The sequence below is a fragment of the Streptomyces sp. NPDC048211 genome, from assembly GCF_043202315.1.
Classification (GTDB): Bacteria; Actinomycetota; Actinomycetes; order Streptomycetales; family Streptomycetaceae; genus Streptomyces.
Genome location: NZ_JBIDAD010000001.1, coordinates 535,245 through 560,843 on the forward strand (window position 1 = coordinate 535,245; position 25,599 = coordinate 560,843).

26 protein-coding genes are annotated in these 25,599 nt (G+C 72.2%); 7 read left to right on the plus strand and 19 right to left on the minus strand.

Features of this window, described 5'->3' with window-relative positions; genetic code table 11:
- Positions 1-9 precede the first annotated feature (9 nt).
- The 6 genes from ACGFZA_RS02500 to ACGFZA_RS02525 form a co-directional block, all read right to left on the minus strand.
- A complete protein-coding gene (locus tag ACGFZA_RS02500; RefSeq protein WP_266782074.1) occupies positions 10-201 on the minus strand; it encodes a DUF1059 domain-containing protein in 192 nt (63 codons plus the stop codon).
- Positions 202-271: 70 nt separating this feature from the next.
- Complete coding sequence (locus ACGFZA_RS02505; protein ID WP_385282060.1) at positions 272-1,408, minus strand: RNA polymerase sigma factor; 1,137 nt, start codon at positions 1,406-1,408, stop codon at positions 272-274.
- Between the two features lie 16 nt (positions 1,409-1,424).
- Positions 1,425-1,832 carry a YciI family protein gene (locus ACGFZA_RS02510; RefSeq protein WP_385282031.1) on the minus strand — a complete coding sequence of 136 codons (408 nt, stop codon included), beginning with the start codon at positions 1,830-1,832 and terminating at the stop codon, positions 1,425-1,427.
- A 215-nt stretch (positions 1,833-2,047) separates the two neighbouring features.
- Positions 2,048-2,299, minus strand: coding sequence for a hypothetical protein (locus ACGFZA_RS02515; RefSeq protein ID WP_393676627.1), 252 nt, complete (start codon positions 2,297-2,299; stop codon positions 2,048-2,050).
- Positions 2,296-2,793 carry a sigma factor-like helix-turn-helix DNA-binding protein gene (locus ACGFZA_RS02520; protein ID WP_393676629.1) on the minus strand — a complete coding sequence of 166 codons (498 nt, stop codon included), beginning with the start codon at positions 2,791-2,793 and terminating at the stop codon, positions 2,296-2,298. The genes ACGFZA_RS02515 and ACGFZA_RS02520 overlap by 4 nt, the downstream gene beginning before the upstream one ends.
- 71 nt (positions 2,794-2,864) lie before the next feature.
- On the minus strand, positions 2,865-3,395 hold the full coding sequence (locus ACGFZA_RS02525; protein WP_393676631.1) for a MarR family winged helix-turn-helix transcriptional regulator: 531 nt from the start codon (positions 3,393-3,395) through the stop codon (positions 2,865-2,867).
- Positions 3,396-3,551: 156 nt separating this feature from the next.
- Here ACGFZA_RS02525 and ilvA point away from each other — a divergent pair, with 156 nt between their 5' ends.
- The 3 genes from ilvA (at position 3,552) to ACGFZA_RS02540 (ending at position 6,784) form a co-directional block, all read left to right on the plus strand.
- On the plus strand, positions 3,552-4,781 hold the full coding sequence (gene ilvA / locus ACGFZA_RS02530; protein WP_385282020.1) for a threonine ammonia-lyase: 1,230 nt from the start codon (positions 3,552-3,554) through the stop codon (positions 4,779-4,781).
- Between the two features lie 150 nt (positions 4,782-4,931).
- A complete protein-coding gene (locus ACGFZA_RS02535) occupies positions 4,932-5,936 on the plus strand; it encodes an ATP-binding cassette domain-containing protein (protein ID WP_385282017.1) in 1,005 nt (334 codons plus the stop codon).
- Positions 5,933-6,784 carry an ABC transporter permease gene (locus ACGFZA_RS02540; protein ID WP_393676634.1) on the plus strand — a complete coding sequence of 284 codons (852 nt, stop codon included), beginning with the start codon at positions 5,933-5,935 and terminating at the stop codon, positions 6,782-6,784. The genes ACGFZA_RS02535 and ACGFZA_RS02540 overlap by 4 nt, the downstream gene beginning before the upstream one ends.
- A 115-nt stretch (positions 6,785-6,899) precedes the next feature.
- On the opposite strand, the gene greA is transcribed toward ACGFZA_RS02540, so the two are convergent.
- Both greA and ACGFZA_RS02550 read right to left on the minus strand, forming a co-directional pair.
- Entirely contained in the window at positions 6,900-7,397 is a 498-nt protein-coding gene (gene greA, locus ACGFZA_RS02545) for a transcription elongation factor GreA (RefSeq protein ID WP_385282011.1), read from the minus strand.
- Positions 7,398-7,579: 182 nt separating this feature from the next.
- Positions 7,580-7,996, minus strand: coding sequence for a DUF4307 domain-containing protein (locus ACGFZA_RS02550; RefSeq protein ID WP_385282009.1), 417 nt, complete (start codon positions 7,994-7,996; stop codon positions 7,580-7,582).
- Between the two features lie 151 nt (positions 7,997-8,147).
- Between ACGFZA_RS02550 and mca the strand changes: the two genes are divergently transcribed.
- A complete protein-coding gene (mca, locus tag ACGFZA_RS02555) occupies positions 8,148-9,029 on the plus strand; it encodes a mycothiol conjugate amidase Mca (RefSeq protein ID WP_385282006.1) in 882 nt (293 codons plus the stop codon).
- A 1-nt stretch (position 9,030) separates the two neighbouring features.
- On the plus strand, positions 9,031-9,276 hold the full coding sequence (locus ACGFZA_RS02560) for a hypothetical protein (RefSeq protein ID WP_393676637.1): 246 nt from the start codon (positions 9,031-9,033) through the stop codon (positions 9,274-9,276).
- Between the two features lie 78 nt (positions 9,277-9,354).
- Here ACGFZA_RS02560 and ACGFZA_RS02565 read toward each other — a convergent pair whose 3' ends face one another.
- The 7 genes from ACGFZA_RS02565 to ACGFZA_RS02595 form a co-directional block, all read right to left on the minus strand.
- Positions 9,355-9,975 carry a VOC family protein gene (locus ACGFZA_RS02565; RefSeq protein ID WP_393676639.1) on the minus strand — a complete coding sequence of 207 codons (621 nt, stop codon included), beginning with the start codon at positions 9,973-9,975 and terminating at the stop codon, positions 9,355-9,357.
- Positions 9,972-10,811 carry a sulfurtransferase gene (locus ACGFZA_RS02570; protein WP_385281998.1) on the minus strand — a complete coding sequence of 280 codons (840 nt, stop codon included), beginning with the start codon at positions 10,809-10,811 and terminating at the stop codon, positions 9,972-9,974. The genes ACGFZA_RS02565 and ACGFZA_RS02570 overlap by 4 nt, the downstream gene beginning before the upstream one ends.
- A gap of 1 nt (position 10,812) precedes the next feature.
- A complete protein-coding gene (locus ACGFZA_RS02575) occupies positions 10,813-12,060 on the minus strand; it encodes an MDR family MFS transporter (RefSeq protein ID WP_385281995.1) in 1,248 nt (415 codons plus the stop codon).
- Positions 12,057-13,373 (minus strand): TfuA-like protein, encoded by a 1,317-nt coding sequence (locus ACGFZA_RS02580; protein ID WP_393676642.1) that lies wholly within the window; start codon positions 13,371-13,373, stop codon positions 12,057-12,059. The genes ACGFZA_RS02575 and ACGFZA_RS02580 overlap by 4 nt, the downstream gene beginning before the upstream one ends.
- Before the next feature lies 1 nt (position 13,374).
- On the minus strand, positions 13,375-14,622 hold the full coding sequence (locus ACGFZA_RS02585) for a YcaO-like family protein (protein ID WP_393676644.1): 1,248 nt from the start codon (positions 14,620-14,622) through the stop codon (positions 13,375-13,377).
- Complete coding sequence (locus ACGFZA_RS02590) at positions 14,619-15,962, minus strand: hypothetical protein (protein ID WP_393676646.1); 1,344 nt, start codon at positions 15,960-15,962, stop codon at positions 14,619-14,621. Before ACGFZA_RS02590 ends, ACGFZA_RS02585 begins: the two co-directional genes overlap by 4 nt.
- A gap of 637 nt (positions 15,963-16,599) precedes the next feature.
- Positions 16,600-19,854: a tetratricopeptide repeat protein gene (locus tag ACGFZA_RS02595; RefSeq protein ID WP_393676648.1), complete on the minus strand. Its 3,255-nt coding sequence runs from the start codon at positions 19,852-19,854 to the stop codon at positions 16,600-16,602.
- A gap of 134 nt (positions 19,855-19,988) precedes the next feature.
- On the opposite strand from ACGFZA_RS02595, the gene ACGFZA_RS02600 reads away from it, so the two are divergent.
- Positions 19,989-20,249 (plus strand): LPXTG cell wall anchor domain-containing protein, encoded by a 261-nt coding sequence (locus tag ACGFZA_RS02600; protein WP_393676650.1) that lies wholly within the window; start codon positions 19,989-19,991, stop codon positions 20,247-20,249.
- Positions 20,250-20,330: 81 nt separating this feature from the next.
- On the opposite strand, the gene ACGFZA_RS02605 is transcribed toward ACGFZA_RS02600, so the two are convergent.
- The 3 genes from ACGFZA_RS02605 to ACGFZA_RS02615 form a co-directional block, all read right to left on the minus strand.
- A complete protein-coding gene (locus tag ACGFZA_RS02605) occupies positions 20,331-20,564 on the minus strand; it encodes a helix-turn-helix domain-containing protein (protein WP_385281979.1) in 234 nt (77 codons plus the stop codon).
- Positions 20,564-21,151, minus strand: coding sequence for a DUF2975 domain-containing protein (locus tag ACGFZA_RS02610; RefSeq protein ID WP_385281976.1), 588 nt, complete (start codon positions 21,149-21,151; stop codon positions 20,564-20,566). Before ACGFZA_RS02610 ends, ACGFZA_RS02605 begins: the two co-directional genes overlap by 1 nt.
- 215 nt (positions 21,152-21,366) lie before the next feature.
- Positions 21,367-22,671 (minus strand): hypothetical protein, encoded by a 1,305-nt coding sequence (locus ACGFZA_RS02615; protein ID WP_393676653.1) that lies wholly within the window; start codon positions 22,669-22,671, stop codon positions 21,367-21,369.
- Positions 22,672-22,917: 246 nt separating this feature from the next.
- On the opposite strand from ACGFZA_RS02615, the gene ACGFZA_RS02620 reads away from it, so the two are divergent.
- Positions 22,918-24,939, plus strand: a complete 2,022-nt coding sequence (locus ACGFZA_RS02620; RefSeq protein WP_393676655.1) for a thioredoxin domain-containing protein — start codon at positions 22,918-22,920, stop codon at positions 24,937-24,939.
- Between the two features lie 18 nt (positions 24,940-24,957).
- Here ACGFZA_RS02620 and ACGFZA_RS02625 read toward each other — a convergent pair whose 3' ends face one another.
- Entirely contained in the window at positions 24,958-25,590 is a 633-nt protein-coding gene (locus tag ACGFZA_RS02625) for a TetR/AcrR family transcriptional regulator (RefSeq protein WP_385281968.1), read from the minus strand.
- Positions 25,591-25,599 lie beyond the last annotated feature (9 nt).

The window sequence follows — 25,599 nt, forward strand, 5'->3', positions numbered from 1 at the left end:
TTCTCGTCCTCAGACCGAGACCTTCTCGTCCTCCAGCGAAGCCCTGACCTGCTCCCGCAGCTCGGGGCTGTCGGTGTGCTCATGGACGGAGACGGCGTGCTCGGTCGCGGCCCGCACGACTTCGTCCTCCTCGCCGGAGATGGTCAGCGAGCAGTTCGACACACTCGGATACTTACGGCAGTCGGCGATCTTCCTGGTCATCACAGCCTCCTCTGCCGATGCCATTCCAGGATAGAACGGGCATGCGCGCGCCGTCGGTCACCGCGGAGCGTCAGCGGGCACGGAGCCGGGCCGCCTGGCGGGTCAGGTGATCGCGCTCGGCGAGGTTGGGCGCCTTGTGGGCCGCCTCGGCGTACAGCCGTGCCGCCGTCACCGGGTCGCCGTCGCGTTCGTGGAGATACGCCGCCACCGCCGTGTGGCGGGGCAGGGAGTCGTCCAGCGCCGCGAGCGCCGCCAGGCCGGCGCGGGGTCCGTCGGCCTCCCCGACGGCGACGGCGCGGTTGAGCAGGACGACCGGGCTGTCGGTCAGGCGCGCGAGCTCGTCGTACCACTCGACGATCTGCACCCAGTCGGTCTCCTCGGCGGCGGGCGCGTCGGCGTGCAGCGCCGCGATGGCGGCCTGGGCCTGGAACTGGCCCAGCCGGTCGCGGGCCAGGGCCGCCTGGAGGATCACGACGCCCTCGGCGATCGAGCGGGTGTCCCAGCGGCCGCGGTCCTGCTCGGCGAGCGGCACCAGGCTGCCGTCGGACGCGGTCCGGGCGGCGCGACGGGCATGGTGGAGCAGCATGAGGGCGAGCAGCCCGGCCACCTCGGGGTGGTCGATGCGGGCCGCCAGCTGCCGGGTGAGCCGGATGGCCTCGGCGGCCAGGTCGACATCGCCGGAGTAGCCCTCGTTGAAGACGAGGTAGAGGACGCGCAGAACGGTGGCGACATCGCCGGGCCGCTCGAACCGCACGTCGGAGACGGTGCGCTTGGCCCGGCTGATGCGCTGCGCCATCGTCGCCTCGGGCACCAGATACGCCTCGGCGATCTGGCGTGTGGTCAGCCCGCCGACCGCCCGCAGTGTGAGCGCGACCGCCGACGCCGGGGTCAGCGACGGATGGGCGCACAGGAAGTACAGCTGGAGCGTGTCGTCCACCCCGGGTGCCGGGCCGGGCGCGGGTTCCTCCTCGACGCGGTCCTCGCGCCGGCGGCGGGCGGTGTCGGCGCGCGTCGCGTCGAGGAACTTGCGCCAGGCCACCGTGATCAGCCAGCCCTTGGCGTCCCGCGGGGGGTCGTCCGGCCAGACCCGGAGCGCCTCGACCAGAGCGTCCTGCACGGCGTCCTCGGCCGCCGCGAAGTCTGCTCCGCGGCGGACGAGAACGGTGAGCACGCTCGGCGTGAGGCTCCTGAGCAGGACCTCGTTCACCTGAGTCACGTGGGTGTCACTCCGTGATGGTGGGCGGCTCGGTCAGGAACGGGCGCAGCTCCAGCCACTCGTGGATCGGCCGGCCGCCCGCGCCGGGGGCGGCGGACAGCTCCCCGGCCAGCTCGACGGCGCGTTCGTAGCTGTCGACGTCGATGGTCATCCAGCCCGCGATGAGGTCCTTGGTCTCCGCGAACGGGCCGTCGGTGACCGGCGGGCGCCCCTCGCCGTCGAAGCGGACCCACGCCCCCCGGGGGGCGAGTGCCTGACCGTCGACGAACTCGCCGGTCTTCTCCAGCCGGGCCGCGAAGTCGTTCATGTACTGCATGTGGGCCGAGATCTCCTCCGGCGTCCACTGGTCCATGGGGACGTTGTTGACCGCGTCCGGGGCGCCGCGGTAGTGCTTCAGCAGCAGGTACTTGGCCATGGTGTCTCTCCTTGCCGGTGCGATCCCTTGTGGTCGCGTTCATAGCGGGGACGGAGCCGGTCACCGGTTCTCGACATCCCCGTCCGATGTTTTTTTCGGGTTCGCCGGTGACCCTAGGCGAGCCGTCCGGCGGTGTCAGGGGTCTCGGGCGCGGCGCGCGGGTGAGAGCTCCGGGGGCGGGTGCGGGCGTCCGTCGTACGGTGACCGCGCACGCCCTACCAGCCGTCCAGCGGCGCCGTCGTCTCGGCGGGCGGGGCCTGCCAGGGCTGGGCCACCACCGCCCACACGGTGAACGCCACGACCGCCGCGGTCACCGCCAGCAGCCACAGCCGTCGCAGCACCCGCCGGCGGCGCAACAGCCGTACTCCGTGTTCCACCGCCCGCGCCGCCAGCTCCGCGGGCACCTGCGGACGGGGGCCCTCCAGCATCCGCCGGACCTCGTCCTCCTTGCGCCCGATCCCGCTCACGGCGCCGCCCCCAGGGGCGGCCGGGCGTGACCCCGTCGCGCGGTCGGGCTCCTGGTGCCGCGCAGCGTGGCCACCGAGCGGTTGCAGACCGCGCGCACCCGGTCCACCGGCACCCCGAGCAGCGCCGCCGTCTGCTCCTCGGGGACCCCCTCGTACAGGCGCAGCACCAGGACGAGGCGCTCCTGCGGGGTCAGCGGGTCCAGTAGCCCGCCGCTCGGGCGGTGATGGCGCCACGCCTCCCGGGCGAACCGGGCGGCCAGATCCTGCCGGGTGCGGTTGTACGGATCCTCACCGTGCAGCCGGTCCCAGTCCGCGTACGTCCGGGCCAGAGCGGCCGTCAGGAGCCGCAGCGCGCGCTCGTTGCCGCCGGGCGGGTCCACCGGTTCGGCCGTGAGCAGGGTCGCGGTGTGCAGCAGCCGGCCCGCCGCGCCCGCCACGAAGGCCTCGAACTCCTGGGCGCGGCGCCGTCGTCGGCCCGCATGGCGTTCTCGCACGAGGTCAATCGGAGCGCTCCGCAGCCTCCGGGTCAACCCCCCGGAGGCAGGCGGGACTTAGCCAACGCGCCCTACTGCGCAGGCGGTGCCTGGTGCGACGCCTGGCGGGCGGCCAGGGACCCGTTGAAGCGGGTGAGGAGGGCGCAGAACGTGTCCCGCTCGTCCTCGGTCCACTCGTCCGTCACCTGGGACATCAACTCGCGCCGCGAGGCCCGGACCTCCTCCAGGCGGGCCTGGCCGCGCGGGGAGAGCTGGAGCACGACCGCACGGCCGTCCTCCGGATGCGAAGTGCGCTTGACCAGACCGGTGTCCACGAGCGGCGCGACCTGTCGCGTCACCGTCGAGGAGTCGATCCCCATTCCGGCGGCCAGCGCCTTGACGCCCATGGGGCCTTCCCGGTCCAGCCGGTTGAGCAGCAGATACGCGGCTCGGTCCATGGAGTTGCGCACCTGTCCGACCCCGCCGAGGCGGGTCTGCTCGGCACGCCGGGCGAAGACCGCCACCTGGTGCTGCAGAGTGTCGAGAAGGTGGTCGTGACCCGGGTTCTCCGGGGTGGCGCCCCCGGAAGGAGACGCGGCAGTCGTCATGTCCTGAGGGGGCATGGCCGGGGGCTCTCTTCGTGCGGTGTCGGATGGGTGGGGGACAGAGTACGCGGCCCCGGGGCAACGCGTACCAGTGCCGCACAAACCTGCGGAGATCGACTCAGGAGGGCACCGGCAGCGGCGGCCGCAACCCCTTTCAGCTGCAAGACTTGCGGTATGAACTTCGCACGGCCCGGCCGTTTTCCCCCGCTGATCCTCGACGACGTCCGGGGGGCGCAGAAGATGCTCTCCGGGGTTTCCCGGGTCACGCCGCTGGAGGGCAGCCGCCATCTGTCGGCCCTGGTGGGCGCGCCCGTCCAGTTCAAGTGCGAGAACCTGCAGCGGACCGGGTCGTTCAAACTGCGGGGTGCGTACGTACGCATCTCCGGCCTCTCCCCGGTCGAACGCGCCGCAGGCGTCGTCGCCGCGAGCGCCGGAAACCATGCGCAGGGTGTCGCGCTCGCGTCTGCGCTGCTCGGCGTACGGTCAACGGTCTTCATGCCGGTCGGGGCGCCGCTGCCCAAGGTCGCCGCGACCCGTGAGTACGGGGCGCAGGTGCGGCTGCACGGGCACGTCGTCGACGAGACGCTGGCCGCGGCCCAGGAGTACGCGCACGAGACCGGCGCGGTCTTCATCCACCCCTTCGACCACCCCGACATCATCGCGGGGCAGGGAACGGTGGGCCTGGAGATCCTGGACCAGTGCCCCGAGGTGCGCACGATCGTCGTCGGTATCGGCGGCGGCGGCCTCGCGGCCGGGATCGCCGTGGCGGTGAAGGCGATCCGGCCCGATGTGCGGATCGTCGGCGTGCAGGCGGCGGGCGCGGCCTGCTACCCGCCGTCGCTGGCCGCCGGCCACCCCGTCTCGATCGGTTCGCTCCAGACGATGGCGGACGGCATCAAGGTGGGACGCCCCGGTGACGTGCCGTTCGGCCTGGTCCGGGAGCTGGTCGACGAGGTCCGCACGGTCTCCGAGGACGAGCTGTCCAGCGCCCTGCTGCTCTGCCTGGAGCGGGCCAAGATGGTGGTGGAGCCGGCGGGCGCGAGCCCGGTGGCCGCGCTGCTCAGCGACCCGAAGTCGTTCCGCGGGCCGGTCGTGGCGCTGCTGTCCGGCGGCAACGTGGACCCGCTGCTGATGCAGCGCATCCTGACCCACGGCATGTCCGCGGCCGGCCGCTATCTGAGCCTGCGGCTGCGCCTGACGGACCGGCCCGGCGCGCTGGCGGCCATGCTGGGCGTGCTGACGGTGGCCGACGCCAACGTGCTGGACGTCAGCCATGTGCGCACCGACCCGAGGCTCGGCCTCACCGAGGCCGAGGTGGAGCTCCACCTGGAGACCAAGGGCCCGGAGCACTGCCAGGAGGTCGCCGCGGCGCTGCGCGGGGCGGGCTACCTGGTGATGGCCTGACCCCTTGTTGGTCGCGATGTATCGCGATACGGTGCGTGCGCCCGGTCCGGCGTCATGCACGCGTTTGCTCTGTGCGTTCACCGGGCGCGGAAACCCGGGCAAATCTAGGATCTGTGAGGAAGTCACCCGAACGCACTGGGGGAATCCCGTATGCCAGGCGCGATCTACGCCGAAGGTCTGGTGAAGACCTTCGGCGACGTCACCGCACTCGGCGGCGTCGACCTCGACGTGCCGGAAGGCACCGTCCTCGGACTTCTCGGCCCCAACGGGGCCGGCAAGACGACCGCCGTACGCGTCCTCACGACGCTGCTCAGGCCCGACAGCGGCAGCGCCTTCGTCGCGGGCATCGACGTACTGAAGAAACCCAACGAGGTACGGCGCTCGATCGGGCTCTCCGGCCAGTTCGCCGCCGTCGACGAATACCTGACCGGCCGCGAGAACCTCCAGATGGTCGGCCAGCTCTACCAGATGTCGTCCCGTGCCGCGAAGGCACGTGCCGCGGAGCTGCTGGAGCGGTTCAACCTCGCCGACGCGGCCGACCGCACGGCCAAGACCTACTCCGGCGGCATGCGCCGCCGCCTCGACCTCGCGGCGGCGCTCGTCGTCTCCCCGCCGGTCATGTTCATGGACGAGCCGACCACCGGCCTCGACCCCCGCAACCGGCAGCAGCTCTGGGACGTCATCGAGGAGCTCGTCGCCGGCGGTACGACGCTGCTGCTCACCACGCAGTACCTGGAGGAGGCCGACCGCCTCGCCCACGACATCTGCGTGATCGACCACGGCCTCGTCATCGCCCGCGGCACCTCCGACCAGCTCAAGGCCCGCACCGGCGGCGAGCGCGTCGAGGTCGTCGTCCAGCAGCGCGACCAGATCGACCCGGCCCGCGAGGTCCTCGCCCACCTGGGCAAGGGCGAGGTCGCCGTCGTCCCGCACATGCGCAAACTGACCGTCCCGGTCGACGGCGGCGCCAAGCTCCTGGCCGAGGTCATCCGCGACCTGGACGCCCGCGGCGTGGAGATCGACGACATCGGGCTGCGCCGCCCCACCCTCGACGACGTGTTCATCTCCCTCACCGGCCACGCGGCCGAGCAGGACAAGAGCGACGAGAACGGGACGGACGCGGCGGACGCCGCCCGGACGGAGGCAGCGAAGTGAGTGCCGTGACCGAGACGACCGCAGGCCGCGCGCCCCGGGGCGCCGGCGGGATCGGCCAGTCCGCCCGCGACTCGCTGGTCATGGCCCGGCGGAATCTGATCCGCATGACCCGGATTCCCGAAGTGGTCCTCTTCGGGCTCATTCAGCCGATCATGTTCGTGGTGCTGTTCAGCTACGTGTTCGGCGGCTCCATGAACATCGGGGGCTCGACGGACCCCGTCGTCTACCGGAACTTCCTGATGGCCGGCATCTTCGCGCAGACCGTCACCTTCGCCACGGCGGGGGCGGGCGCGGGGATCGCCGACGACATGCACAAGGGGCTCGTCGACCGGTTCCGCTCACTGCCCATGGCCCGCGGCGCGGTGCTCACCGGCCGGACGCTGGCCGACCTCGTCCAGACCATGTTCACCGTGCTGGTCCTCACGATCGTGGCCCTGATCGTCGGCTGGCGCATCCACGAGGGCGTCCCCAAGGCGCTGGGCGCGTTCGGGCTGCTCCTGCTCCTCGGGTACGCGTTCTCCTGGATCGGCGCGCTGATCGGCCTCTCCGTCCGCACCCCCGAGGCGGCCACCTCGGGCGGGCTGATCTGGCTGTTCCCGGTGACGTTCATCTCCAACGCCTTCGTGGACTCCAGCCAGATGGCGGGCTGGCTCCAGCCGATCGCCGACTGGAACCCGTTCAGCGCGACCGTCCAGGCATGCCGTGTGCTCTTCGGGAACCCGGGTGTCTCGACGTCCGACGCCTGGCCGATGCAGCACCCCGTCTGGGCCTCGCTGATCTGGTCCGTGGTGATCGTCGCGGTCTTCCGGACCCTGGCCGTGCGCAAGTACCGCTCGGTGGCCGTCTGAGCACGCCGCCCGAGCACGCCGCCCGAGCACGCCGCCCGAGCACAGCAGGAAGCCCCGGCCCCTGGAGATCCAGGATGCGGCCGGGGCTTCGTGCGGGGTGTGTGAGGTGTGCGGATCAGCCGGAGTACGGCTTCGCCGAAAGGATCTTCACCGTGGCGGTCTTGCCGTTCGGCAGCTCGTACTCGGCGGTCTCGCCCATCCTCTTGCCGTTCACGCCCACGCCGAGCGGGGACTGCGGGGAGTACGTCTCGATGTCCGAGCTCGCGTACTCGCGGGAGGCGAGCAGGAAGGTCGTCGTGTCGTCGTCATCGCCGTCGAAGGCGATCGTCACGACCATGCCGGGCTCGACCACGCCGTCGTCGGCCGGCGCCTCGCCGACCTTCGCGTGCTCCAGGAGCTGGGTCAGCTGGCGCACCCGGAGCTCCATCTTGCCCTGCTCCTCCTTGGCCGCGTGGTACCCGCCGTTCTCACGCAGGTCGCCCTCCTCACGGGCCGCCGCGATCTTGACGGCGATCTCCGTGCGCGCGGGACCAGACAGGTACTCCAGCTCGGCCTTGAGCTGGCTGTACGCCTCCGGCGTGAGCCAGGTGACGTTTTCGCTGGTCTGGGTCACAGGGTGCTCCTCGTCGGTACTGGGAATACAAAGCATCGCCCTACCCCGAAGCATGCGCTTCCACGGGTGGGCGAAACCACGAGCCTAACAATTCGCCGGGGAAAGGGGGAGGAGGTAAACGACCGAGAGTGCGAAACCGCAGGTCAGGCCCGCCAGGAGTCGTCTACATCACCCGTGCGGCGTCAACGCCGGGCTCCGTCGTCGTCCGTGCAGCCCAGCAGCTCGACGGCGGTCGCCCTGGAGGTCGTGCGCAGGGTGAGGATCTGGTCGATCCGGTCGGTGTCCCCGTCGAAGCGGAAGTCCTTGCGGGCGACCTCCGTGCCGTTCTCGCTCAGCGAGCGGAGCGTGCAGTAGCCCTTGGCGTCCCGGTCCTTGCGGACCTCCAGGTGCACCTCGACGCGGTCGTCGGAGGCGACCTTGAACTTGATCATCTCGGCGCTGAGGCCCTGGCCGCTCACGTAGCCGTAACCGATCCAGCCGACCACACCCAGCAGGGCGGCACCGAGGACCGCACCGATGATCTTGAGTTTGCGGTCCGCGCGCTGGTCGGCGGAGCGGCCGTAACGGTTCTCGGGAGGCGTCTCGCGCACCGCCGTCATGATCGTTCCTCCCGTACCGGGGATCGAGGAATTTTCCACCCCCGTGTTCGGTCACTATAGAAGCCGCCCGTGCGCCACCCGACCGCCACCCCACACCGACGTCCCTGCGGGACGGCACCCTTGATGGCGACCAATCACTGAGGATCGAGTCTTGACTGAGCAGCTTCGACTGATGGCCGTGCACGCCCACCCCGACGACGAGTCGAGCAAGGGCGCGGCCACCATGGCCAAGTACGTGTCCGAGGGGGTGGACGTGCTGGTCGTCACCTGCACGGGAGGCGAGCGCGGCTCCATCCTCAACCCGAAACTCCAGGGTGACGCGTACATCGAGAAGAACATCCACGAGGTGCGCAAGAAGGAGATGGACGAGGCCCGGGAGATCCTGGGCGTCAAGCAGGAGTGGCTCGGCTTCGTCGACTCGGGTCTGCCCGAGGGCGACCCGCTGCCGCCCCTGCCCGAGGGCTGCTTCGCGCTGGAGGACGAGACCGTGGCGGCGGGCCGCCTCGTCGCGAAGATCCGCGCCTTCCGGCCGCAGGTCATCACCACGTACGACGAGAACGGGGGCTACCCGCACCCCGACCACATCATGACCCACACGATCTCGATGATCGCGTTCGAGGGTGCGGCCGACGCCGAGAAGTTCCCCGAGGCGGAGTTCGGTCCCGCCTGGGCGCCGCAGAAGCTCTACTACAACCAGGGCTTCAACAAGCCGCGCACGGTCGCGCTGCACGAGGCCCTGCTCGCCCGCGGCCTGGAGTCGCCGTACGGGGACTGGCTGGAGCGCTGGAAGGAGTTCGAGCGCGCCGAGCGCACGCTGACCACGCACGTTCCGTGCGCGGACTTCTTCGAGATCCGCGACAAGGCGCTGATCGCGCACGCGACGCAGATCGACCCGGACGGCGGCTGGTTCCGCGTCCCGATGGACATCCAGCGGGAGGTCTGGCCGACCGAGGAGTACGAGCTGGCGAAGTCCCTCGTCGATACCTCCCTCCCCGAGAGCGACCTCTTCGCGGGCATCCGCGACAATGCCTGATATGTACGCGACTCAGGCACTGACGCACCTCGTCCCGCTCGCCGAGGAACTGGACAAGAACAAGGTGACCCCCGGGGTCCTCGGCTTCATCGTCTTCGCAGCGCTCGCCGTGGGCGTGTGGCTGCTGATGAAGTCGATGAACCGGCACATGGGCAAGGTCGACTTCGAGGAGGCTCCGGCGGAGCCGAAGGAGACGGCCGGCGCGAAGGGTGCGGCGGAGCCCGCGGGCTCCGCGAAGCGGAAGTAGGCGCGGGCGGGGGCGGGGCGGCACCGGGCGACCGGGCCCCCCGCCCCCGCCCGCCGGTACGGCGACGGGGCACGCGGATCAGTTCAGCGTGAGCTCGCCGTCCGGCGTGCGCACCGTCGCCACCAGGGCGGGGCGGCTCCCGCGGCGCAGCGTGAGGCCGGCCTCCACGGCCCGCAGGGCCTGACGCACGGGGTCCGGGTCCGGGTGGTAGCCGCGCAGGTCGGCCAGCTCGGCCCGGGGGAGGCCGCGGGAGGGGTGCGGCGTGGTGCCCCAGTCCACCAGGAACGGCAGCAGGCCGCCGTCCTCGGACGCCCGCGGCGGGGTGATCCTGCCGCTCACCACGGCCCCGCTCGGATCCACCCGGCTCATCGTCGCCGGGTCGCCCGGGTCGTGGCCCGCGGCGCGTGCGGCGGCCACCCGGGCGTCCACGTCGGTGACCCGCAGGGCCCAGGTGCAGAGGCGGGGATGGCCGGGCACCCCCAGGCCGAACGGCAGCTCCTCGCGCGGCACGCTCTGTCCGGTGTCCGGGCCGAGCACCTCCAGATACGCGGAATCACCCAGGCCCAGCAGAAAGTTCCGGGTCCCCGCGGTGGGGTGGCTGCCGCCCGGCGCGAGCCGTACGCCGAGCCCCTCCTCCAGCCAGGCGACGGTCCGCTCCAGGTCGGGCGCGGCGAGGATCAGGTGGTCGAGGGCGGTCATGCACCCACGGCCACGGGCCGGGCCGGGTCCGCGACCCACTCGCTCCACGAGCCCGCGTACAGCGCCGCCTCGAAGCCGGCCAGCCGCAGCGCCAGGACCTGGTGTGCGGCGGTCACCCCCGAACCGCAGTACGCGGCCACCGGACGGCCGTCGGTGAGGCCCAGGCCGGTGAAGCGCCGGCGCAGTTCCTCGGGTGAGCGGAACCGTCCGTCCGGGGCGCTGTTGTCGAAGGTGGGCGCGGAGAGCGCCCCCGGGATGTGACCGGCGACCGGGTCGAGGGGCTCGACCTCGCCGCGGAAGCGCTCCGGGAGCCGCGAGTCGAGCAGGAAGCCCTTGGCCGCCGCGTCCGGCACCTCGTCCACCGTCAGCAGCGGCAGTGCGCCGGGCGTACCGGCGAAGCCGCCCGGGGCGACCGGTGCGCCCGGCCCGGTCTCGACCGGCGCGCCGGCCCGGGCCCACGCCTCGTAGCCGCCGTCCAGGACCCGGACCGAGGGGTGGCCGTAGTGGAGCAGCATCCACCACAGACGGGCGGAGATGGTCGAGTCCCGCTGGTCGTAGACCACCACGGGCCGGTCCCGGTCGACGCCGAGACGGTTCGTCGCCGCCAGGAAGGTCTCGGCGTCCGGCAGCGGGTGCCGCCCGCCGGGGCCGGGCGGTGCGGCCAGGTCGGCGTCCAGATCGGCGCGGACGGCCCCGGGGAGGTGGCCGTCCAGATAGCGCTGCACCGGTGTCGGGCCCTGCGGGTTCCAGCGGACGTCGAGCACGGTGAGCGGTGCCCCGTCCGTCAGCAGGGCGCGTAGTTCGTCGACCTGGATCAGCGGGTTCGTCTCGGACATCTCACTCCTCCGGCTCGGGCTCGGCGGGTACCACTCCCGCCCAGGTCATGATGGCAGCGACGAGGCCCAACGCCCCGCACCAGAGCCACAGTCCACGCCCGGCTCCGCTCCATACCGCCGTGCCGATCACCGGTCCGAGTGCGCAGCCCAGCCCGTAGACGGAGTTGGACGCGCCGAGATAGCGCCCGCGCAGCCGCCGCGGTCCGGCCTGCGCCGGGTACGCGAAGAAGAGCGTCGGGTAGCCGACCGTCTCGCCGAAGGACCACACCGCCGTGGCCAGGACGAAGCCGGCCATGCCCCAGGGGAGGGCGTACGCGGCCACGCCGACGGCGGTCAGCACCACCCCGGCGACGGCCGCGACGCGGCGCGGCCAGTGCTGGACCCGCTTGGCCACCAGGAGTTCGAAGGCCACGACCACGATGCCGTTCAGGCCGACCAGGATGCCGTACGACATCACGTTCAGCCCGGCCGCCGTCACCGCGAGCGGGAGCGTGGAGACGTACTGGATGTACACGGCCGAGGTGGTCAGCAGCGCACACAGGAACATCAGGTAGCGGCGGTCGCGCAGCACCTCCAGATAGCTGCCGGACTCCTCCTCGCCGGCCGGCCCGCCCTTGGGATGCGCGAGACCCGCTCCGCCGCCGCGCAGGGCGAAGAAGGCGGCGAGTGCGAAGCAGAGGGTCGCCAGGGCCTCGCCCCAGAACAGGAGTTGGTAGGAGACCATGACCAGCGCCGCGCCGAGCACGGGCCCGATGCCGGTGCCCAGGTTGGTGGCCAGGCGGACCATGGCGAAGAGCATCACGTGCCGGCTCTCGGGCACCAGTTTGCTCAACGCGCTGGTGGAGGCGGGCCGGTAGGCCTGGCCGACGGCGCCGATCAGCGCCACCAGGACCAGCATCGGCCCGATGGAGTGCAGGTACAGCATGGCGGGCAGCAGGAGAGCCGTGAGCGCCGTCGAACCGACGATCGTGGTGCGCGGGCTGAGCCGGTCCGAGAGCCAGCCGCCGACCAGGACGCCGAACACCATGCCGGCGCCGTACACGCCCAGAGCGGTGCCCGCCTGCCCGTCGGAGAAGCCGCGGTGCGTCAGGTAGAGGACCAGGAAGGTCTGCAGGAAGCTGCCGAGGCGGTGGACGAAGGTGCCGATCACCAGCATCCGTGCCGCCGCCGGCGCCTCGCGCCAGGTGACGAGGGCGCCGGCCTTGGCGGCCTCCCGCGTGTCCGGCCGTTCGGTGTCGGACGCGGTCATGCCCCGTCCGCCGTCCGCCGCGATGCCGGTCGCACCGCTTGCGGCTGCTGCGGCCCGGCCGGCCGGCGCGTCCCGGCCTGCCAGGCGCGGGCGAGGGCGAGCCGGTCGCAGGCCTCCTCGACCCAGCGGAGCGGCAGCGCCCCGTAAAGACGTTCCGTGCCGCTCTCGTCGGCCGGGGTGACGTCGCCGGTCAGCGAGGGCCAGTCCTCGTAGCCGTGTGCGACGGCGACGGACTCACGCACCGCCCGCAGCTGGTGCGGGGACGGGCGCAGCCCGTGTGCCTCGGCCTCGTCGGCGAGCCGGGTCACCGCGTGCCGCCGCATCAGCTCCGTCTGGAACTCGTCGAGGAACTCCAGCTCCAGGGCCAGCCGTTCGGCGAAGCCGGCGATCTCCTCCGGTCCGCGCAGCGTCCGGCCGAGGAGGGCCGCCAGACGCTCCCGCAGGGCGTCCGCACGGTCCTGCGGGCCGATCGCCGCCAGGTCGCCGAACTCGGGTTCGCCGACCGCGAGCGGCCAGACGTAGCGCTGGTAGCGCCCGCTGCCGAAGAGCCAGCGCAACAGGTCCGACGCGGCCTCGGCCCGGTCGAGGCCGAGCAGCGGATCGTGGCCCGGGTAGCGCAGCGACGTCGTGAAGTGCGCGGTCCCGGACGGTTTGAACGCCCCTTCGGTGAGCAGTCCGGCCGCCGTCCGCAGGGCCCGCCGGGCGTCGTCCCGCTTGACGTCGACCTGCTCGCAGAAGGCCCGCGCCGCGCCGTCCGGATCGGCGACGCCGGACGCCCGGAACACCGAACGCCAGTTGCGCTGCGCGAAGAACACGGACTGGGCCGCCTCCTCCACCTCGCCCGCCCGGCGCGCGGTCAGGAGGCCGCGGTGCACGGCCCGGCGCAGCCCGAGCCGGATGTTGACCAGGGCGACCGAGGTCGCCGCGTAGTCGCGGTCCGGGTCGGTGGTGACGGCTACTTCGTCGTCGCTGGAGAGCAGCCCCGCCCGGTACAGCCGGTACACCGTGCCGACGCCGAGCATGCCCGCAGGGCCGCACTCGACCGCCCGCAGGGCGCCCATGCTGGAGGCGCCGAGTACCACCGCGCCGTCGCGCAGGACGTCGACGACCTCGCGCGGGGAGACCGCGAGGGAGTGGGAGAAGGTGCCGTCGATCACCACCAGCAGCTGCGCGCCGCGTTCGCGGGCGCGGTGCAGGTCGCCGCGGGCGACGGGTGCCAGGATCTCGGCGCCGGGCAGGGTCCGCGCGGCCTCGGCGGGGGAGAGCGAGGGGCCGGTGAAGACGGTGACGGAGGGACCGGGGTTCGTGTCCACTTCACACCACCTGTGCCAGGAGTCGCGGGACCGGGGCTCTGGAGCTGTCCGGGTACGGGGAGGCGAGGCCGGGAACGAGCACGCGCACCACCGGGATTCCCAGGTCGGGCCGGGTCAGTGAGGTGACCAGACATCGCTCGTATCCCGCCGCGCACAGTCTCCGCAGCACCTCGTGGAGGTCGTCGAAGAGGTCCGCGCCGGACGGCTCGGAAGCGGCGGGGAAGGGCAGGGTGCCCTCGCCGTAGAGGAGTTCGATCCGGCGCTGCAGCATGGCCGCGCGGTCGGGGATGGGGCGCATCCCCTCGAACTCGTCCCGGGCGCCCAGGATGACCCCCGTGTGCGCCTGCGCGGCCTCGGTGATCGCCCGCAGCATCGCGCGGACCGGGTCCAGGTCCGCGCCGTACCCCGCGAAGGCGATGGCCTGGCCCTCCGCGCCCGGGTAGGACTCGTCCACCAGGACGACCGCGAAGACCGGGATGCCGAGCGCGGTGGTGCAGTCCTGCAACTGCACGCGCAGACGGGCGTCGACGAGACGCTCCAGCAGCTCCACGGCGACCGGAGGCAGGGTGGCCGGGTCGAACAGCCGCACCGGGCGGGCAGCGGCCTCCGCCGGGTCGTGGTGGATGTGGTGGAACTCCTCGACGGCGACGGCGTCCCGCTCGATCACCTCGTAGAGGGCGTGCAGGGCGGCCTCGGTATAAGTGTTCCCGGAGGCCAGGCCGTTGGTCTCGGTCCCGGAGCAGAGCTCGCCGCGGCCCGGGCTCACCACCAGGTCGACGGGCACCCAGTGGTGGCCGCCGGCCATCAGGTCGAGGGCGCCGGTCCAGGAGAGCGTCGCGCCGGGACGGTACGGGGTGCCGAAGGGCAGCGCGAAGGAGGACGGGTCGACGGTGTCCGGCAGTGAGCCGTGGGCGCCCCGGACGGTCCGCTCCGCGGGCATCGACTCGGCGCAGACCCGCTCGACGGCCTCCATCACCGCGCTGATCCTGGAGGCCTGCGGGCTGGTGCCCTTGCCCGCGTGGACGGTCAGGTCCGTGGCCAGCGGCGTGACCGCGGACCAGACCGGCAGGCCGATGACGTCCAGGGGCGTCGCGTCGTAGACCCGGGTGACCGGGACCTTCGGCAGCAGCGGCTCCAGGCGGGCCCAGGTCTCCTCGAAGGTGCGGCAGTGTCCGGCCTCGGTGCGGCTGGGACAGCTCTCGAAGGAGGCCGGCCCGAGCCCCGCGTGCCGGTCGTCCGGTCCCGTCACGCGGTCAGCTCCTGGCTGTCGTCGGCCGGCCGGGGCGCGGTGCCGGTGGACTCGGGCGCCGGGAGGTTCCGGTAGGCGTCGGTCCCGCCCGCCTTCTCCTGCGGCGTCTGCGATCCGCGTGCGGTGAGCTCGGCCACCGCCCGCTCGGCCCAGCGCGCCGTGCCGGAGCCGACCGCCTGCGCCACCCGCAGCGCACCCTCGGCCGAGGAGTAGCCGAGCGGGTCGACGCGCAGCGCGCCGAGGTAGGCGTCCAGCGCCGAAGGGAGGTCGTCCAGGTACTCGTGGCACTGGCCGGCCATGTAGCGGGCGATGTCCCCGCCGGGCGGTGCCAGCCGGGCGGCCTCGCGGAAGCAGTGCAGCGCCTCCTCCGGCTCGTCGCGCTCGATCCGCACCTCGCCGCAGTGCACCCAGACCCGCGAGTCGAGCGGGTGGGCGTCCCGGTGGACGACGGCCCGCTCCAGAGCGGTGTCGAGGTCCTGCAGCCAGAGGGCTTCCTTGATGCGGCTCTCCCGTACGGGGTAGAGCAGTTCGCGGGCGTAGGCGCGCTGCAGCTCCGTACCGAAGTCCATCTGCAGGGCGTAGTCCTCGGCGAGGTCCATCTCCCGTACGGTCCCGGCCCGGTCCCGGCGCATCTGCGGGACGAAGCCGCCGACGCGGTGCGAGCGGCTGATCGCCATCAGGAAGTCGTGCCGGTCCAGATCCGGCTCGGTCTCCAGGATCGCCCGGTGGTGGCGCTCCTGCCAGTATTCGGTCGCCTCGACGTCGTTCCGGTGTTTCACGTTCTGGACGACCATTTGGTACAGCGGATTGATGCGAGCCAGTCCCGGCGGGGCGATCTCCGCTATCCGCTCGAATTCATCGAGGGAATAGGAGGGCTCGGCGCCCTCCATCCAGAGTTTGTATCCGGCCGCACAGCGCAGCCACGCCAGCGCGGCGTGCGCGGGGCTGTCCCCGGCCCGGTCCAGCGCCTCCGGCGGAATCAGGTCGCGGACGTAGCGGAAGAAGCACATCCGGTTGAGCAGCCGGGCGACTTTTACCTGTTCCTCCACCGAAAGGCGGGTGAATCCACCGTCGAGAAGGGTGCACAGGTGCTGCCAGCGTTCCGTGCGCAACTCGGGTGCGAGGCGGGTCGGGTCGCTGACGTCGTAGGCGCTCAGGCCGGTTTCCGCGATGAGAGCCTCACGGAAGGAGGGATTCAGCGAGGACCAGAACCAGGGGGTGTCCTCGCCGTCGAAGAGGCTGCGGCAGTCGATTCCCAACGCGGCCGTATGGTTGGGTACTTGTTCCGGCGCGGGCCCCAGGTCGAGGTAGGGCCGATTCAGCCAGCTGGAAAGGCTCATACCGAGCGAGGACACGTCACTCCCATTCCGCGGAGAATCCGATCTGCGCAATTCCCTGCGTGTATTCAGCAGGGTGCGTCAGGTGTTCTTCGAGCGTTCTGCACGGTGTTGTACGAGATGACCGCTCCGCCCTCGGAAGGAGGACGGAGCGGGTCCCAGAGGACACTTCGAAGAGAAGTGCCTAACTCAGAGGGACTGCGTCATCGGACGCTTGGGGCTCAGGGTCGAGTACTTGGAGATCTTGCGCTTCATGACAGCCTCCCGTAGTGATTCGATCAATGATGATCCGGATGTTGGTCCGAACGGTCGGTAGCTTAGGCAAGATTTCGAATGTGCGTCAATCCTGTTCTGGCAATCAATTCCAGCCACGTCAAGCACCACTTACGGACTCCTTAATTCCCCATGTGTGCACCCCGTGGGACGGTTGACGGGCGAACAATGGGAGAGGCATCGCCTCCGACCAGGCAGATTCGACGATGACCGGGATTCCGGACCTCAAACCCTTTTACCGTGACGTATTTACGGCACCCGGCCCTGTACCGGTTGCCGTGTCGCGGTACCGGGGTGCTCCCGGCCCGGCCCGGTCGCCGCGCGGTGGGTGCGGCGTCTTCCCGGTCCGCGCCGTGCGGACGCGCGGCTACGGCCTGCCCGGAACCGGCACACCCATGATCTCCCGGGCCTGGCGGGCCGGGGTCAGGCCCAGGCGCCACGCCTGCCAGCCGTCCTCCAGGTCCACACCCCGGTTCAGGACCACCCGGAACGCCTCCGCGCAGTCCTCCAGCTTCGCGTCCCGCGTGGCGTGGCCGGCCGCGATCAGGTCGGCCAACTCCTGCTGGGCCACCACCGAGCCCACCTCGATGCCGCCCGGCGAGGCGTACGGCAGCAGCGTGCACCGCAGGAAGCGCGCCCAGTCCGCGCCCCGCGCGTCGCCGTACGAGTCGAACAGCGCCGCCGCTTCACCGCACAGCTCCAGGGCCTGCGGCGCGCGCTGGTTGCCCGCGTCGATCAGGGCCAGCTCCAGGCACGTCCACGCCTCCCCGTGGGCGACCCCGATGCGCCGGAAGTCGGCCCGCGCGTCCACCAGCAGCTGACGGGCGAAACCGGAATTGCGCAGGTTGCCCGTCTGCGCGGCCCGCTGGTCGCGGGTGACCCGCCCCGAATGGTGCCGGGCGCACGCCAGCCCGTAGACGTCACGCATCCGCGAGAACATCGTCCGGGCCCGCTCCAGCTGCCGCACCGCCTGGTCCGTGTCGCCGGCCTCCTCCAGGGCCTGGCCCAGGTAGTAGAGCGTCCACGCCTCGCCCCGCGCGTCCTCGCTGTCGCGGTGGCGGCCCAGCGCCGCGTTCAACTGCTCCACCGCAGCGCCCGCATCGCCGTCCATCAGCCGGGCCCGTGCCAGCTGGGTCAGCGCCCACGCCTCGCCCCGCTCGTCCCGCGTCCGCCCGTACAGCTCCAGGGCCGTACGCAGCGCGGCCTCGGCCCGCTCCACATCGCCCCTGCGCAACAGCACCTGGCCCAGCTGGAACTGCGTCCACGCCTCCCCGTGCAGCGACTCGCCCTCGCGGTGCAGGGCCAGCGCCGTGTCCAGGAGCTCCAGCGCCTCGGGCAGGTGGGCCCGGTCGCGCTCCACGGCGGCCAGCGCGTGCAACGACCAGGCCCGGTCCTCCGCCTGCGCCGCGGAGGACTGCAGCTCGATCGCCTCGCGCAGGCGAGCCGACGCCTCCGTCAGATTGCCCTGGTGGTGCAGGGTGATGCCGAGTGAGCACAGCGCCAGCGCCGTACCCGAGTCGTTCTGCGCCTCCCGGTACAGGCCGACCACGGACGACAGCGTGGTGCGGGCCTTGTCCAGCTCGCCGAGCTGACGGGCCGCGATACCGGTCCGCCACTGCACCGACCGCTCCAGCAGCCCCTGGTCCACCGCCTGCGTCAACTCGCTTATCTCGCCCAGCCGGTAGAGGTCACCGCGCAGCAGGCAGTAGTCGCACAGCGCCCCCAGCAGGTCGAGCACCGCGCCCTGGTCGACGCCCTCGCTGTGCCGCAGCGCGGACGTGATGAAGCTCGACTCGTCGTCCAGCCAGCGCAGCGCCGCGTCGAGGGAGCTGAACCCATGCGGTCCGAACTGACCGGCCCGGGTGGACATCTTGCCGTCCACCATCCGGATCACCGCGCCGGCCAGCTCCGCGTAGTTCGCGATCAGCCGCTCCTGCGCGGCCGTGCGGTCGGCCGGTTCCTCCTCGTCGAGCAGCCGGGCCAGGGCGAAGCCCCGTACGAGATCGTGCAGCCGGTAGCGCGAGCCCCGCACGTGGTCCAGCAGTCCGGCCCCGGACAGGTCGGCCAGCAGCCGTTCGGCCTCCTGGTCGTCGGCCGAGAGCAGCGCGGCGGCCGCCGCGGCACCCAGACTCGCCCGTCCGGCCAGCGCGAGCCGGCGCAGCAGCCGCCGCGCCTGCTCGGACTGGTCGGTGTAGCGCAGCCAGAGCGCCCGCTCGACCGGTGGCACCGGGCCGTACGCGGCGAGATCGGCGGCCAGCGCGCTGGGGGTACGCGCTCCGAGCGAGGAACCCGCGATCCGCAGCGCCAGCGGCAGTCCGCCGCACAGCTCGGTGATCGCCTCGCTCGACGGGTAGTCGTACAGCCCCTGGTCCGCCTCCTGGGACGCCTCGCGCAGCAGCTCCTCCGCCCCCGCCGCGTCCAGTGCCCCGACCTCCAGCTGATGCACCCACGCCGGGAGCGAATCGGGCAGATCGAGCGGCTCGCGGGCGGTGACCAGGACGAGGCTGTCGGAACGTTCCGGAATCAGCGTGCGGACCTGCTCCACGTCACTGGCGTCGTCGAGGACGACCGTCACCGGGGTGCCGGTCAGATGCTGGTGGTACAGCTCGCTGAGCCGGCGCACCTGCTGCTCGGCCGAGGTGCCGGCCGGCCGGCCCGCGGAGCCCCCGTCACGGAACAGCAGTTGTTCGCGGGGCGCGCCCAGGCGGTTCAGCAGGTGGAGCAGGGCGTCGCGGGTCGGCAGCGGCGGTTCGCCGTCCGCGCCACCGCGCAGGTCCACCACGCACGCCCCCCGGAACTGGTCCTTCAGATCGTGCGCCGCCCGCACGGCGAGCGCGGTGCGCCCGGAGCCCGGCGGGCCGTGCAGCACGACCACGGTCGGCTTCGTCTCCGTCGACGCACGGGCCGCGTGCACCCATTGCCCGATCCGGGCCAGTTCGGCCCTGCGGCCCGCGAACTTCCCTTCCGAAGCCGGGAGATGGCTGAACGACTGCTCAAGGAGGGCGCGCATCCGCGCCGCCGCGCTGCGGTCGCCGCCGCGCAGGGACGGGGCGGACCGGGGCTGGGCGGCGGCTGCCTTCTTCGCCGGAGTGCGGGACGAGGCGGTCAGCATCCGCTGCTGGTCGATGAACGGACGGATGCCCCGTACCTCCAGCGCTGTCAGCCACTGGAGCCTCAACTGCTCCGTACCGCCCGGCTGTCCGACGGCTCCTGCCCGGCGGGAGGCGGCCGGCCAGTGCGACGCGGTGACCTTGGCGACGGTGGTGGTGGCGCCCGCGACCGCGACGATGGCCCCGGCGCCGAGCGCCAGGCCGGAGGCGGTGCCGAGCGCCAGATCCGCACCGAAGGCGGCTGCCGCCGCAACTCCGGTGACCAGTAACGGCGTTCCCATGGCCGTCCGGTTGAGCCGGTGGGCCAGCGGCGTCTGCCCGGCCGCCTCGGCATCCAGGGCCTCGACGTACGCGGCGTACTCCTCGGCGACGCCCGCCGCCATGGCGTCCAGGCCGCCCCGCGCACGCGTCATCAGCGGCCCGGGGTCCGTCCGCCCGCCGGAGCGCCGGACCTCCTCCTCCACGGCCCGCGCCAACAGCCTCTCGGCGTCCGCCCGGTGGCTGTCCCGCATCCGCATATGTCCCCCTCGGTTCCCGCCCGGCACCCGGCAGCGTGGAGTCCCAGTCTCCTGCCTGGGGCCGGTGCGCAACAGGGAGTCTGCGAGACTGCGCCGACAGCCGTACGGAGAAAGCGGAGCGCAGGACCATGACCGACCGCGGCAGCGGCGAACCGTCCGACGGGCTCCCCGGCAAGGAAACCGGCGGTACCGGGCACTCCGCGGAAGGGGCGTCCGGCGCGTGCTCCGATGCCGCGCCGGCCGCCGCGATCCGCAGGGGCGGCGACGCGGGCTCGGACCTCGCGGCCACCGGAGCGGGCCCGGGCACACTCCCGCTGGTCGCGGCCGGAGCCGTGCTGGTCGCCGTCGGCGGCACCCTCGTGGTCGCCCGCCGCCGCAAGCGCGCCTGATCCCGCTGTAGTCGCCCTGTCCGTCCGCGCGCGGCCCCGTGCGGACGGACAGGGTGCTGCCCGGCCCTTCGCCGGTGGAGGTCAGGCCGGTCCGGTGGGGTCGTGGGTGATCAGGTCTCCCGGCTGGCACCCGAGGACCTCGCAGATCTTCGACAGGGTCGAGAAGCGTACGGCCTTGGCGCGTCCGTTCTTGAGGACGGACAGGTTGACGACGGTGATGCCCACCCGTGAGGACAGTTCGGTGAGGGTCATGCCGCGCTCGGCGAGGACCCGGTCCAGGTGGATCCGGATTCCGTGGATCTCGTCCTCGGGCATCAGATGGTCGCTTCGATGTCCTCGCGCATGCGCACTCCCTCGCGCATGATCCTTCCCATGATCATCGCGCCCAGGCCGGCGAGGATGAGCGCCATGGGGCCGGTGAGTTCGAACCCGGAGCCCACCACCGGCGCCATGCTCCCGGCGAGCCAGGACTGTGACGAGCCGGCGACGAGGCCGGCCAGCGGCGTGCCCACCGTGACGAACCAGCCGAGGGCCGAGAGCCGTTGAGCGACCGTGTCGGTGAACGGCCCCCGCTCCAGGACCCCTGTCAGCAGCCGGGAGAAGAGCAGCAGCGCGAGGGCGCCGAACAGCAGCCAGGGCAGTTCGCCCCCGAGGTCCGCGGCCCGCTGCCCCGCGGAGGGGCTGTCCTGGCAGAGGCGGGTGGCGCTGCTGGACGCGTCCACGCCCTGGCCGACCGGCGGCCCCTCCGGCCCGAGCGAGGCGTTGGCCCAGAAGTCCGTCTTCACGCACACCGCGCCGTCGTCGAGCATGTGTGAGGCGGCCGTGCCCAGGAAGGCGAGCCCGCAGAGCACCGCCAGGCCGAAGGTGACCGAGGCCAGAGTCTTCGTGAGTCGCGTGTTCACCGCAGCCCTCCATATCGATGGTCGATATAGAGGAGGCTAGCGGAGCATATCGATATTCGACAAGTCTGCCCTGTCTGCGGAGGCCCGGGCGCGACGGTAGGCGGAGGCCCGGGCGCGACCGTGCGTCGTCACGCGCAGGCCCGGGCGTGACCCTGCGACGAGCGAAGGGGCGGACTCGCGTCCGCCCCTTCGCTTGCCCGTCCGCCCCGTTGCCGTTACCGCTGCTGGGCGGCGCGACGGCGTGCCAGCAGCACGCCGCCCGCGCCGAGGAGCACGGCGCCGGCAGCCGCGCCCGCGAGGGGCAGGGTGGAGCCGGAGCCGGTCTCCGCCAGGTCGCCGCCCGTGGCGGACGAGCCCGAGGTGCCCGTGGCGGAGCTGCCGCCCGTGGCGGAGGTCCCGGAACCGGACGTCGAGGCGGAGCCGGACGTCGAGCCGGAACTGCCGGAGGCGGCCGACCCCGAGCCGCCGGAGCCGGACGTGGAGCCGGAGCCGGACGTCCCCGAACCGCCGGAGCCGGACGTCGAGCCGCTGCCGCCCGTGGTGCCGGCGCCCTCGACGTCGAGCAGGATGTCAGCCGTGTCGTTCGACTTGACCGGGTCGAAGGGCCGGGGCTTGTTCTCGAGCGCCACCGAGCCCTTGGCCCCGGGCACCGCCTTGTTGATCTTCAGATTGAATGTGTAGGTGTGCTCGGTGTTCGGGCGAGTGAACGAGCTGTCTGTGCCGCAGACGTACGCCCCCTGCCCCTCCTCCCGGCAGGAGTGGGTCCCGGTGACCGTCGTGCCGGCAGGCATCTTGATGTGGACGTTGGTCACGGACTCGTAGGGCTCCCCTGCCACCCAGCCGGGTCCTGCGTTGGCGTACTTCACCTTCAGCGGGACCGTGTCGCCGACCTTGCCCTTCAGGTGGGCGCCCGTCACCTGGAAGTCGGCCGTGCTCTTGGCGGTCACCTTCGTCTGGGCCGTGGCGGGCTCGGTGGAGCCCGGGGCGGCCGGGGTTCCGTCGGGTCGTTCCACCAGCTTGATCGCGGGCCCGGTGCCTGGAATCCCCCCGCCCTCCGGCATCTCGATCGGGCTCTTGCTGACTCTCGCGAAGAGTTCGTCGTTCAGGGCGCTGTCGTCGATCATCAGCTTCAGCCCCTCGGGCGCGTAGACGACACCGGGGTTCACCGTCTGGTCGAACTCGCAGATCAGGAAGTTGGACTGAGGCGCCTCGTCGGCGCCGCCGTCGCTATAGGTCGAGCAGTTGGAGGGTGTCGGATGGGAATAGCCGAGGCCGAAGGAGATGGACCAGGCCATCCAGACCTTGTCGAGCGCCGCGGTGCCCGCGTTGGTGAAGGAACCCGGCAGGTCGAGCTCGCTGCCCGGCTTCACCCCGTCGATCGGGCCGATCTTGCCCATCACGAGGCCGGTGTCCGGGTCTGCCGCGCCCGCGGGCGTGGCACCTAGTGCGATCAGTGCCACGACGCCGACAGCACTGGCGGTCCGGCGGAGGGCGCGGCGGCGGGGAGAAGCATGGGCCATGGAAACCTCTGTATGAAGTGGCTTGGTTGATAAGGGCATCGGAACAACGCAAGAACGTTTGTTCGCCCAGGAGACCGCTGACACCGCCGGAGGGTTGCACGGGAGCGACAAACGCATTCGGGATCACAATCCTGGAACGGATAGCGGCCAGGTCTGCGTCGATCCACGGGAGTCGCGTATCCGGCACCGTCGGTGTCCGCCCGTGGCGCCTAGGTGGCACGCACGGGCGTGCGCAAGGATGGAGGCATGTCCAATCGACTCGCGCACGCCACGTCCCCGTACCTCCTTCAGCACGCGGACAACCCGGTCGACTGGTGGGCGTGGGAGCCCGCGGCTTTCGAGGAGGCCCGACGGCGCGACGTGCCCGTCCTGCTGAGCGTGGGGTACTCCGCGTGCCACTGGTGCCACGTCATGGCGCACGAGTCCTTCGAGGACGAGGTCACGGCGGCGTACATGAACGATCACTTTGTGAACGTCAAGGTCGACCGCGAGGAACGACCCGACGTGGACGCCGTGTACATGGAGGCGGTCCAGGCCGCGACCGGCCAGGGCGGGTGGCCGATGACCGTCTTCCTGACCGCCGACGCCGAACCCTTCTACTTCGGTACGTACTTCCCGCCCGATTCCCGGCACGGCCTGCCCTCCTTCCGTCAGGTCCTCGAAGGCGTGACGGCGGCCTGGACCGATCGCCGGGACGAGGTCGGCGAGGTCGCCTCGCGCATCGTCCGCGACCTCTCCGAGCGCACCCTCACCCAGGGCGGCGAGGGCGTGCCGGGTGAGCCGGAGTTCGCCCGGGCGCTCCTCGGGCTGACCCGTGAGTACGACGAGAAGCACGGCGGATTCGGCGGCGCGCCCAAGTTCCCGCCGTCGATGACGATCGAGTTCCTGCTGCGCCACCACGCCCGCACCGGGGCGGACGGCGCACTCCAGATGGCGGCCGACACCTGTGAGGCGATGGCCAGGGGCGGAATCTACGACCAGCTCGGCGGCGGCTTCGCCCGCTACGCCGTGGACCGCGAATGGGTCGTCCCGCACTTCGAGAAGATGCTCTACGACAACGCGCTGCTCTGCCGCGTCTACGCCCACCTGTGGCGCTCCACCGGATCCGGGCTCGCCCGTCGCGTGGCGCTGGAGACCGCCGACTTCATGGTCCGCGAACTGCGCACGGCCGAGGGCGGCTTCGCCTCCGCGCTGGACGCCGACAGCGAGGACGCGAACGGGAAGCACGTCGAGGGCGCCTACTACGTCTGGACTCCCGCGCAGTTGCGCGAGGTACTGGGCGAGGAGGACGCCGTGTTCGCCGCGGAGCTCTTCGCGGTGACCGACGAGGGCACCTTCGAAGAGGGCTCCTCGGTGCTCCAGCTCCCGTCGTCGGAGGCCACGGATGAGGCCCGCGCCGCCGATGTGCGGGCGCGGCTGCTCGCCGCCCGTGAGCTGCGCGCCCGGCCGGGCCGGGACGACAAGGTCGTCGCGGCGTGGAACGGGCTGGCCATCGCCGCGCTCGCCGAGACGGGCGCCTACTTCGACCGCCCCGACCTGATCGAGCGTGCCACCGAGGCGGCGGACCTGCTGGTGCGGCTCCACATGGGCCCCGTCGCCCGGCTGGTCCGTACGTCGAAGGACGGCCGCGCCGGTGAGCACGCCGGGGTGCTGGAGGACTACGGCGATGTGGCGGAGGGCTTCCTGGCCCTGGCCGCTGTCACCGGCGAGGGGGCCTGGCTGGAGTTCGCGGGCTTCCTGACGGACATCGTGCTCCAGCACTTCACCGGCGAGGGCGGGCAGTTGTACGACACGGCGGACGACGCCGAGCAGCTGATCCGCCGTCCGCAGGACCCCACCGACAGTGCCACCCCGGCGGGCTGGACCGCGGCGGCCGGAGCGCTGCTCTCGTACGCGGCGTACACCGGATCGGAGCCCCACCGCACGGCCGCGGAGGGGGCGTTGGGCGTGGTGAAGGCGCTGGGTCCGCGGGCTCCGCGCTTCACCGGCTGGGGGCTCGCGGTGGCCGAGGCGCTGCTCGACGGGCCGCGCGAGGTGGCGGTCGCCGGACCGGTCGGCGGGGCGCTGCACCGAACGGCCCTGCTGGGGCGGGCGCCCGGCGCGGTGGTGGCGGCGGGGGAGACGGCCGGCACGGAGTTCCCGCTGCTGGCCGACCGTCCGATGGTGGACGGTGCGCCCACCGCCTATGTGTGCCGGCACTTCGTCTGCGAGGCGCCGACCACCGACCCGGAGGTGCTGGCGGACGCGCTCAGGGGCGCCGGGGCCTGAGGCGGCCGGCGGGGCGGCTCACAGCAGCAGGCCGCCCTCCAGCATGTTCAGCGCCTCGTCGACCATCGTGATCAGGTCGCCCTCCTGGCCGTGCTCGCCCCAGTACAGCGTGACCTCGCGCAGCGCGCCGAGCACCGCCGCGATGAAGACCCGGATCCGGAGGTCGTCCGGGCTGCGGCCGGCCCGGTCGGCGAGCACCCCGGTGAGCACCTTCGCCGTGTCCGACATGGTTTCCGTCATCCGGGCCCGGATGGCGGGGACCTCCACCATCAGCCGGGTGCGCTGGCGCAGTTCCTGGTCCTCCGCGGCGACGAACGCCGTCAGCGTCTCGCGCATCATCAACCGCAGGGACTCCAGCGGAGGTTCGCCCAGCGGACGGCTCCGCAGCACGGCCTCCATGATCGGGTCGTACTCGTCGGTGAGGACGATGTCCTCCTTCGTCGCGAAGTACCGGAACACCGTGCTCGGCGACACCTCGGCCGCCTCCGCGATCTGCTCGATGGTCGTCGCGTCGTAGCCCTGCTCCTGGATGAGGCGGTACGTCGCCTGCCGGATCGCGACCCGCGTCTTGAGCTTCTTGCGCTCGCGCAGTCCCATCGGGGGCTGTGCATCGGGTGCGGTGAAGGAGGGGGTACGGGAGGTGGCGGCCATGGTTGCCAT

Coding starts and splice junctions, on each gene's coding strand:
- ACGFZA_RS02500 (WP_266782074.1), bottom strand. CDS start 201: ATGACCAGGAAGATCGCCGACTGCCGTAAGTATCCGAGTGTGTCGAAC.
- ACGFZA_RS02510 (WP_385282031.1), bottom strand. CDS start 1,832: ATGGCCAAGTACCTGCTGCTGAAGCACTACCGCGGCGCCCCGGACGCG.
- ACGFZA_RS02525 (WP_393676631.1), bottom strand. CDS start 3,395: ATGCCCCCTCAGGACATGACGACTGCCGCGTCTCCTTCCGGGGGCGCC.
- ilvA (WP_385282020.1), top strand. CDS start 3,552: ATGAACTTCGCACGGCCCGGCCGTTTTCCCCCGCTGATCCTCGACGAC.
- ACGFZA_RS02535 (WP_385282017.1), top strand. CDS start 4,932: ATGCCAGGCGCGATCTACGCCGAAGGTCTGGTGAAGACCTTCGGCGAC.
- ACGFZA_RS02550 (WP_385282009.1), bottom strand. CDS start 7,996: ATGACGGCGGTGCGCGAGACGCCTCCCGAGAACCGTTACGGCCGCTCC.
- ACGFZA_RS02560 (WP_393676637.1), top strand. CDS start 9,031: ATGTACGCGACTCAGGCACTGACGCACCTCGTCCCGCTCGCCGAGGAA.
- ACGFZA_RS02565 (WP_393676639.1), bottom strand. CDS start 9,975: ATGACCGCCCTCGACCACCTGATCCTCGCCGCGCCCGACCTGGAGCGG.
- ACGFZA_RS02570 (WP_385281998.1), bottom strand. CDS start 10,811: ATGTCCGAGACGAACCCGCTGATCCAGGTCGACGAACTACGCGCCCTG.
- ACGFZA_RS02575 (WP_385281995.1), bottom strand. CDS start 12,060: ATGACCGCGTCCGACACCGAACGGCCGGACACGCGGGAGGCCGCCAAG.
- ACGFZA_RS02590 (WP_393676646.1), bottom strand. CDS start 15,962: ATGAGCCTTTCCAGCTGGCTGAATCGGCCCTACCTCGACCTGGGGCCC.
- ACGFZA_RS02595 (WP_393676648.1), bottom strand. CDS start 19,854: ATGCGGGACAGCCACCGGGCGGACGCCGAGAGGCTGTTGGCGCGGGCC.
- ACGFZA_RS02600 (WP_393676650.1), top strand. CDS start 19,989: ATGACCGACCGCGGCAGCGGCGAACCGTCCGACGGGCTCCCCGGCAAG.
- ACGFZA_RS02605 (WP_385281979.1), bottom strand. CDS start 20,564: ATGCCCGAGGACGAGATCCACGGAATCCGGATCCACCTGGACCGGGTC.
- ACGFZA_RS02615 (WP_393676653.1), bottom strand. CDS start 22,671: ATGGCCCATGCTTCTCCCCGCCGCCGCGCCCTCCGCCGGACCGCCAGT.
- ACGFZA_RS02620 (WP_393676655.1), top strand. CDS start 22,918: ATGTCCAATCGACTCGCGCACGCCACGTCCCCGTACCTCCTTCAGCAC.
- ACGFZA_RS02625 (WP_385281968.1), bottom strand. CDS start 25,590: ATGGCCGCCACCTCCCGTACCCCCTCCTTCACCGCACCCGATGCACAG.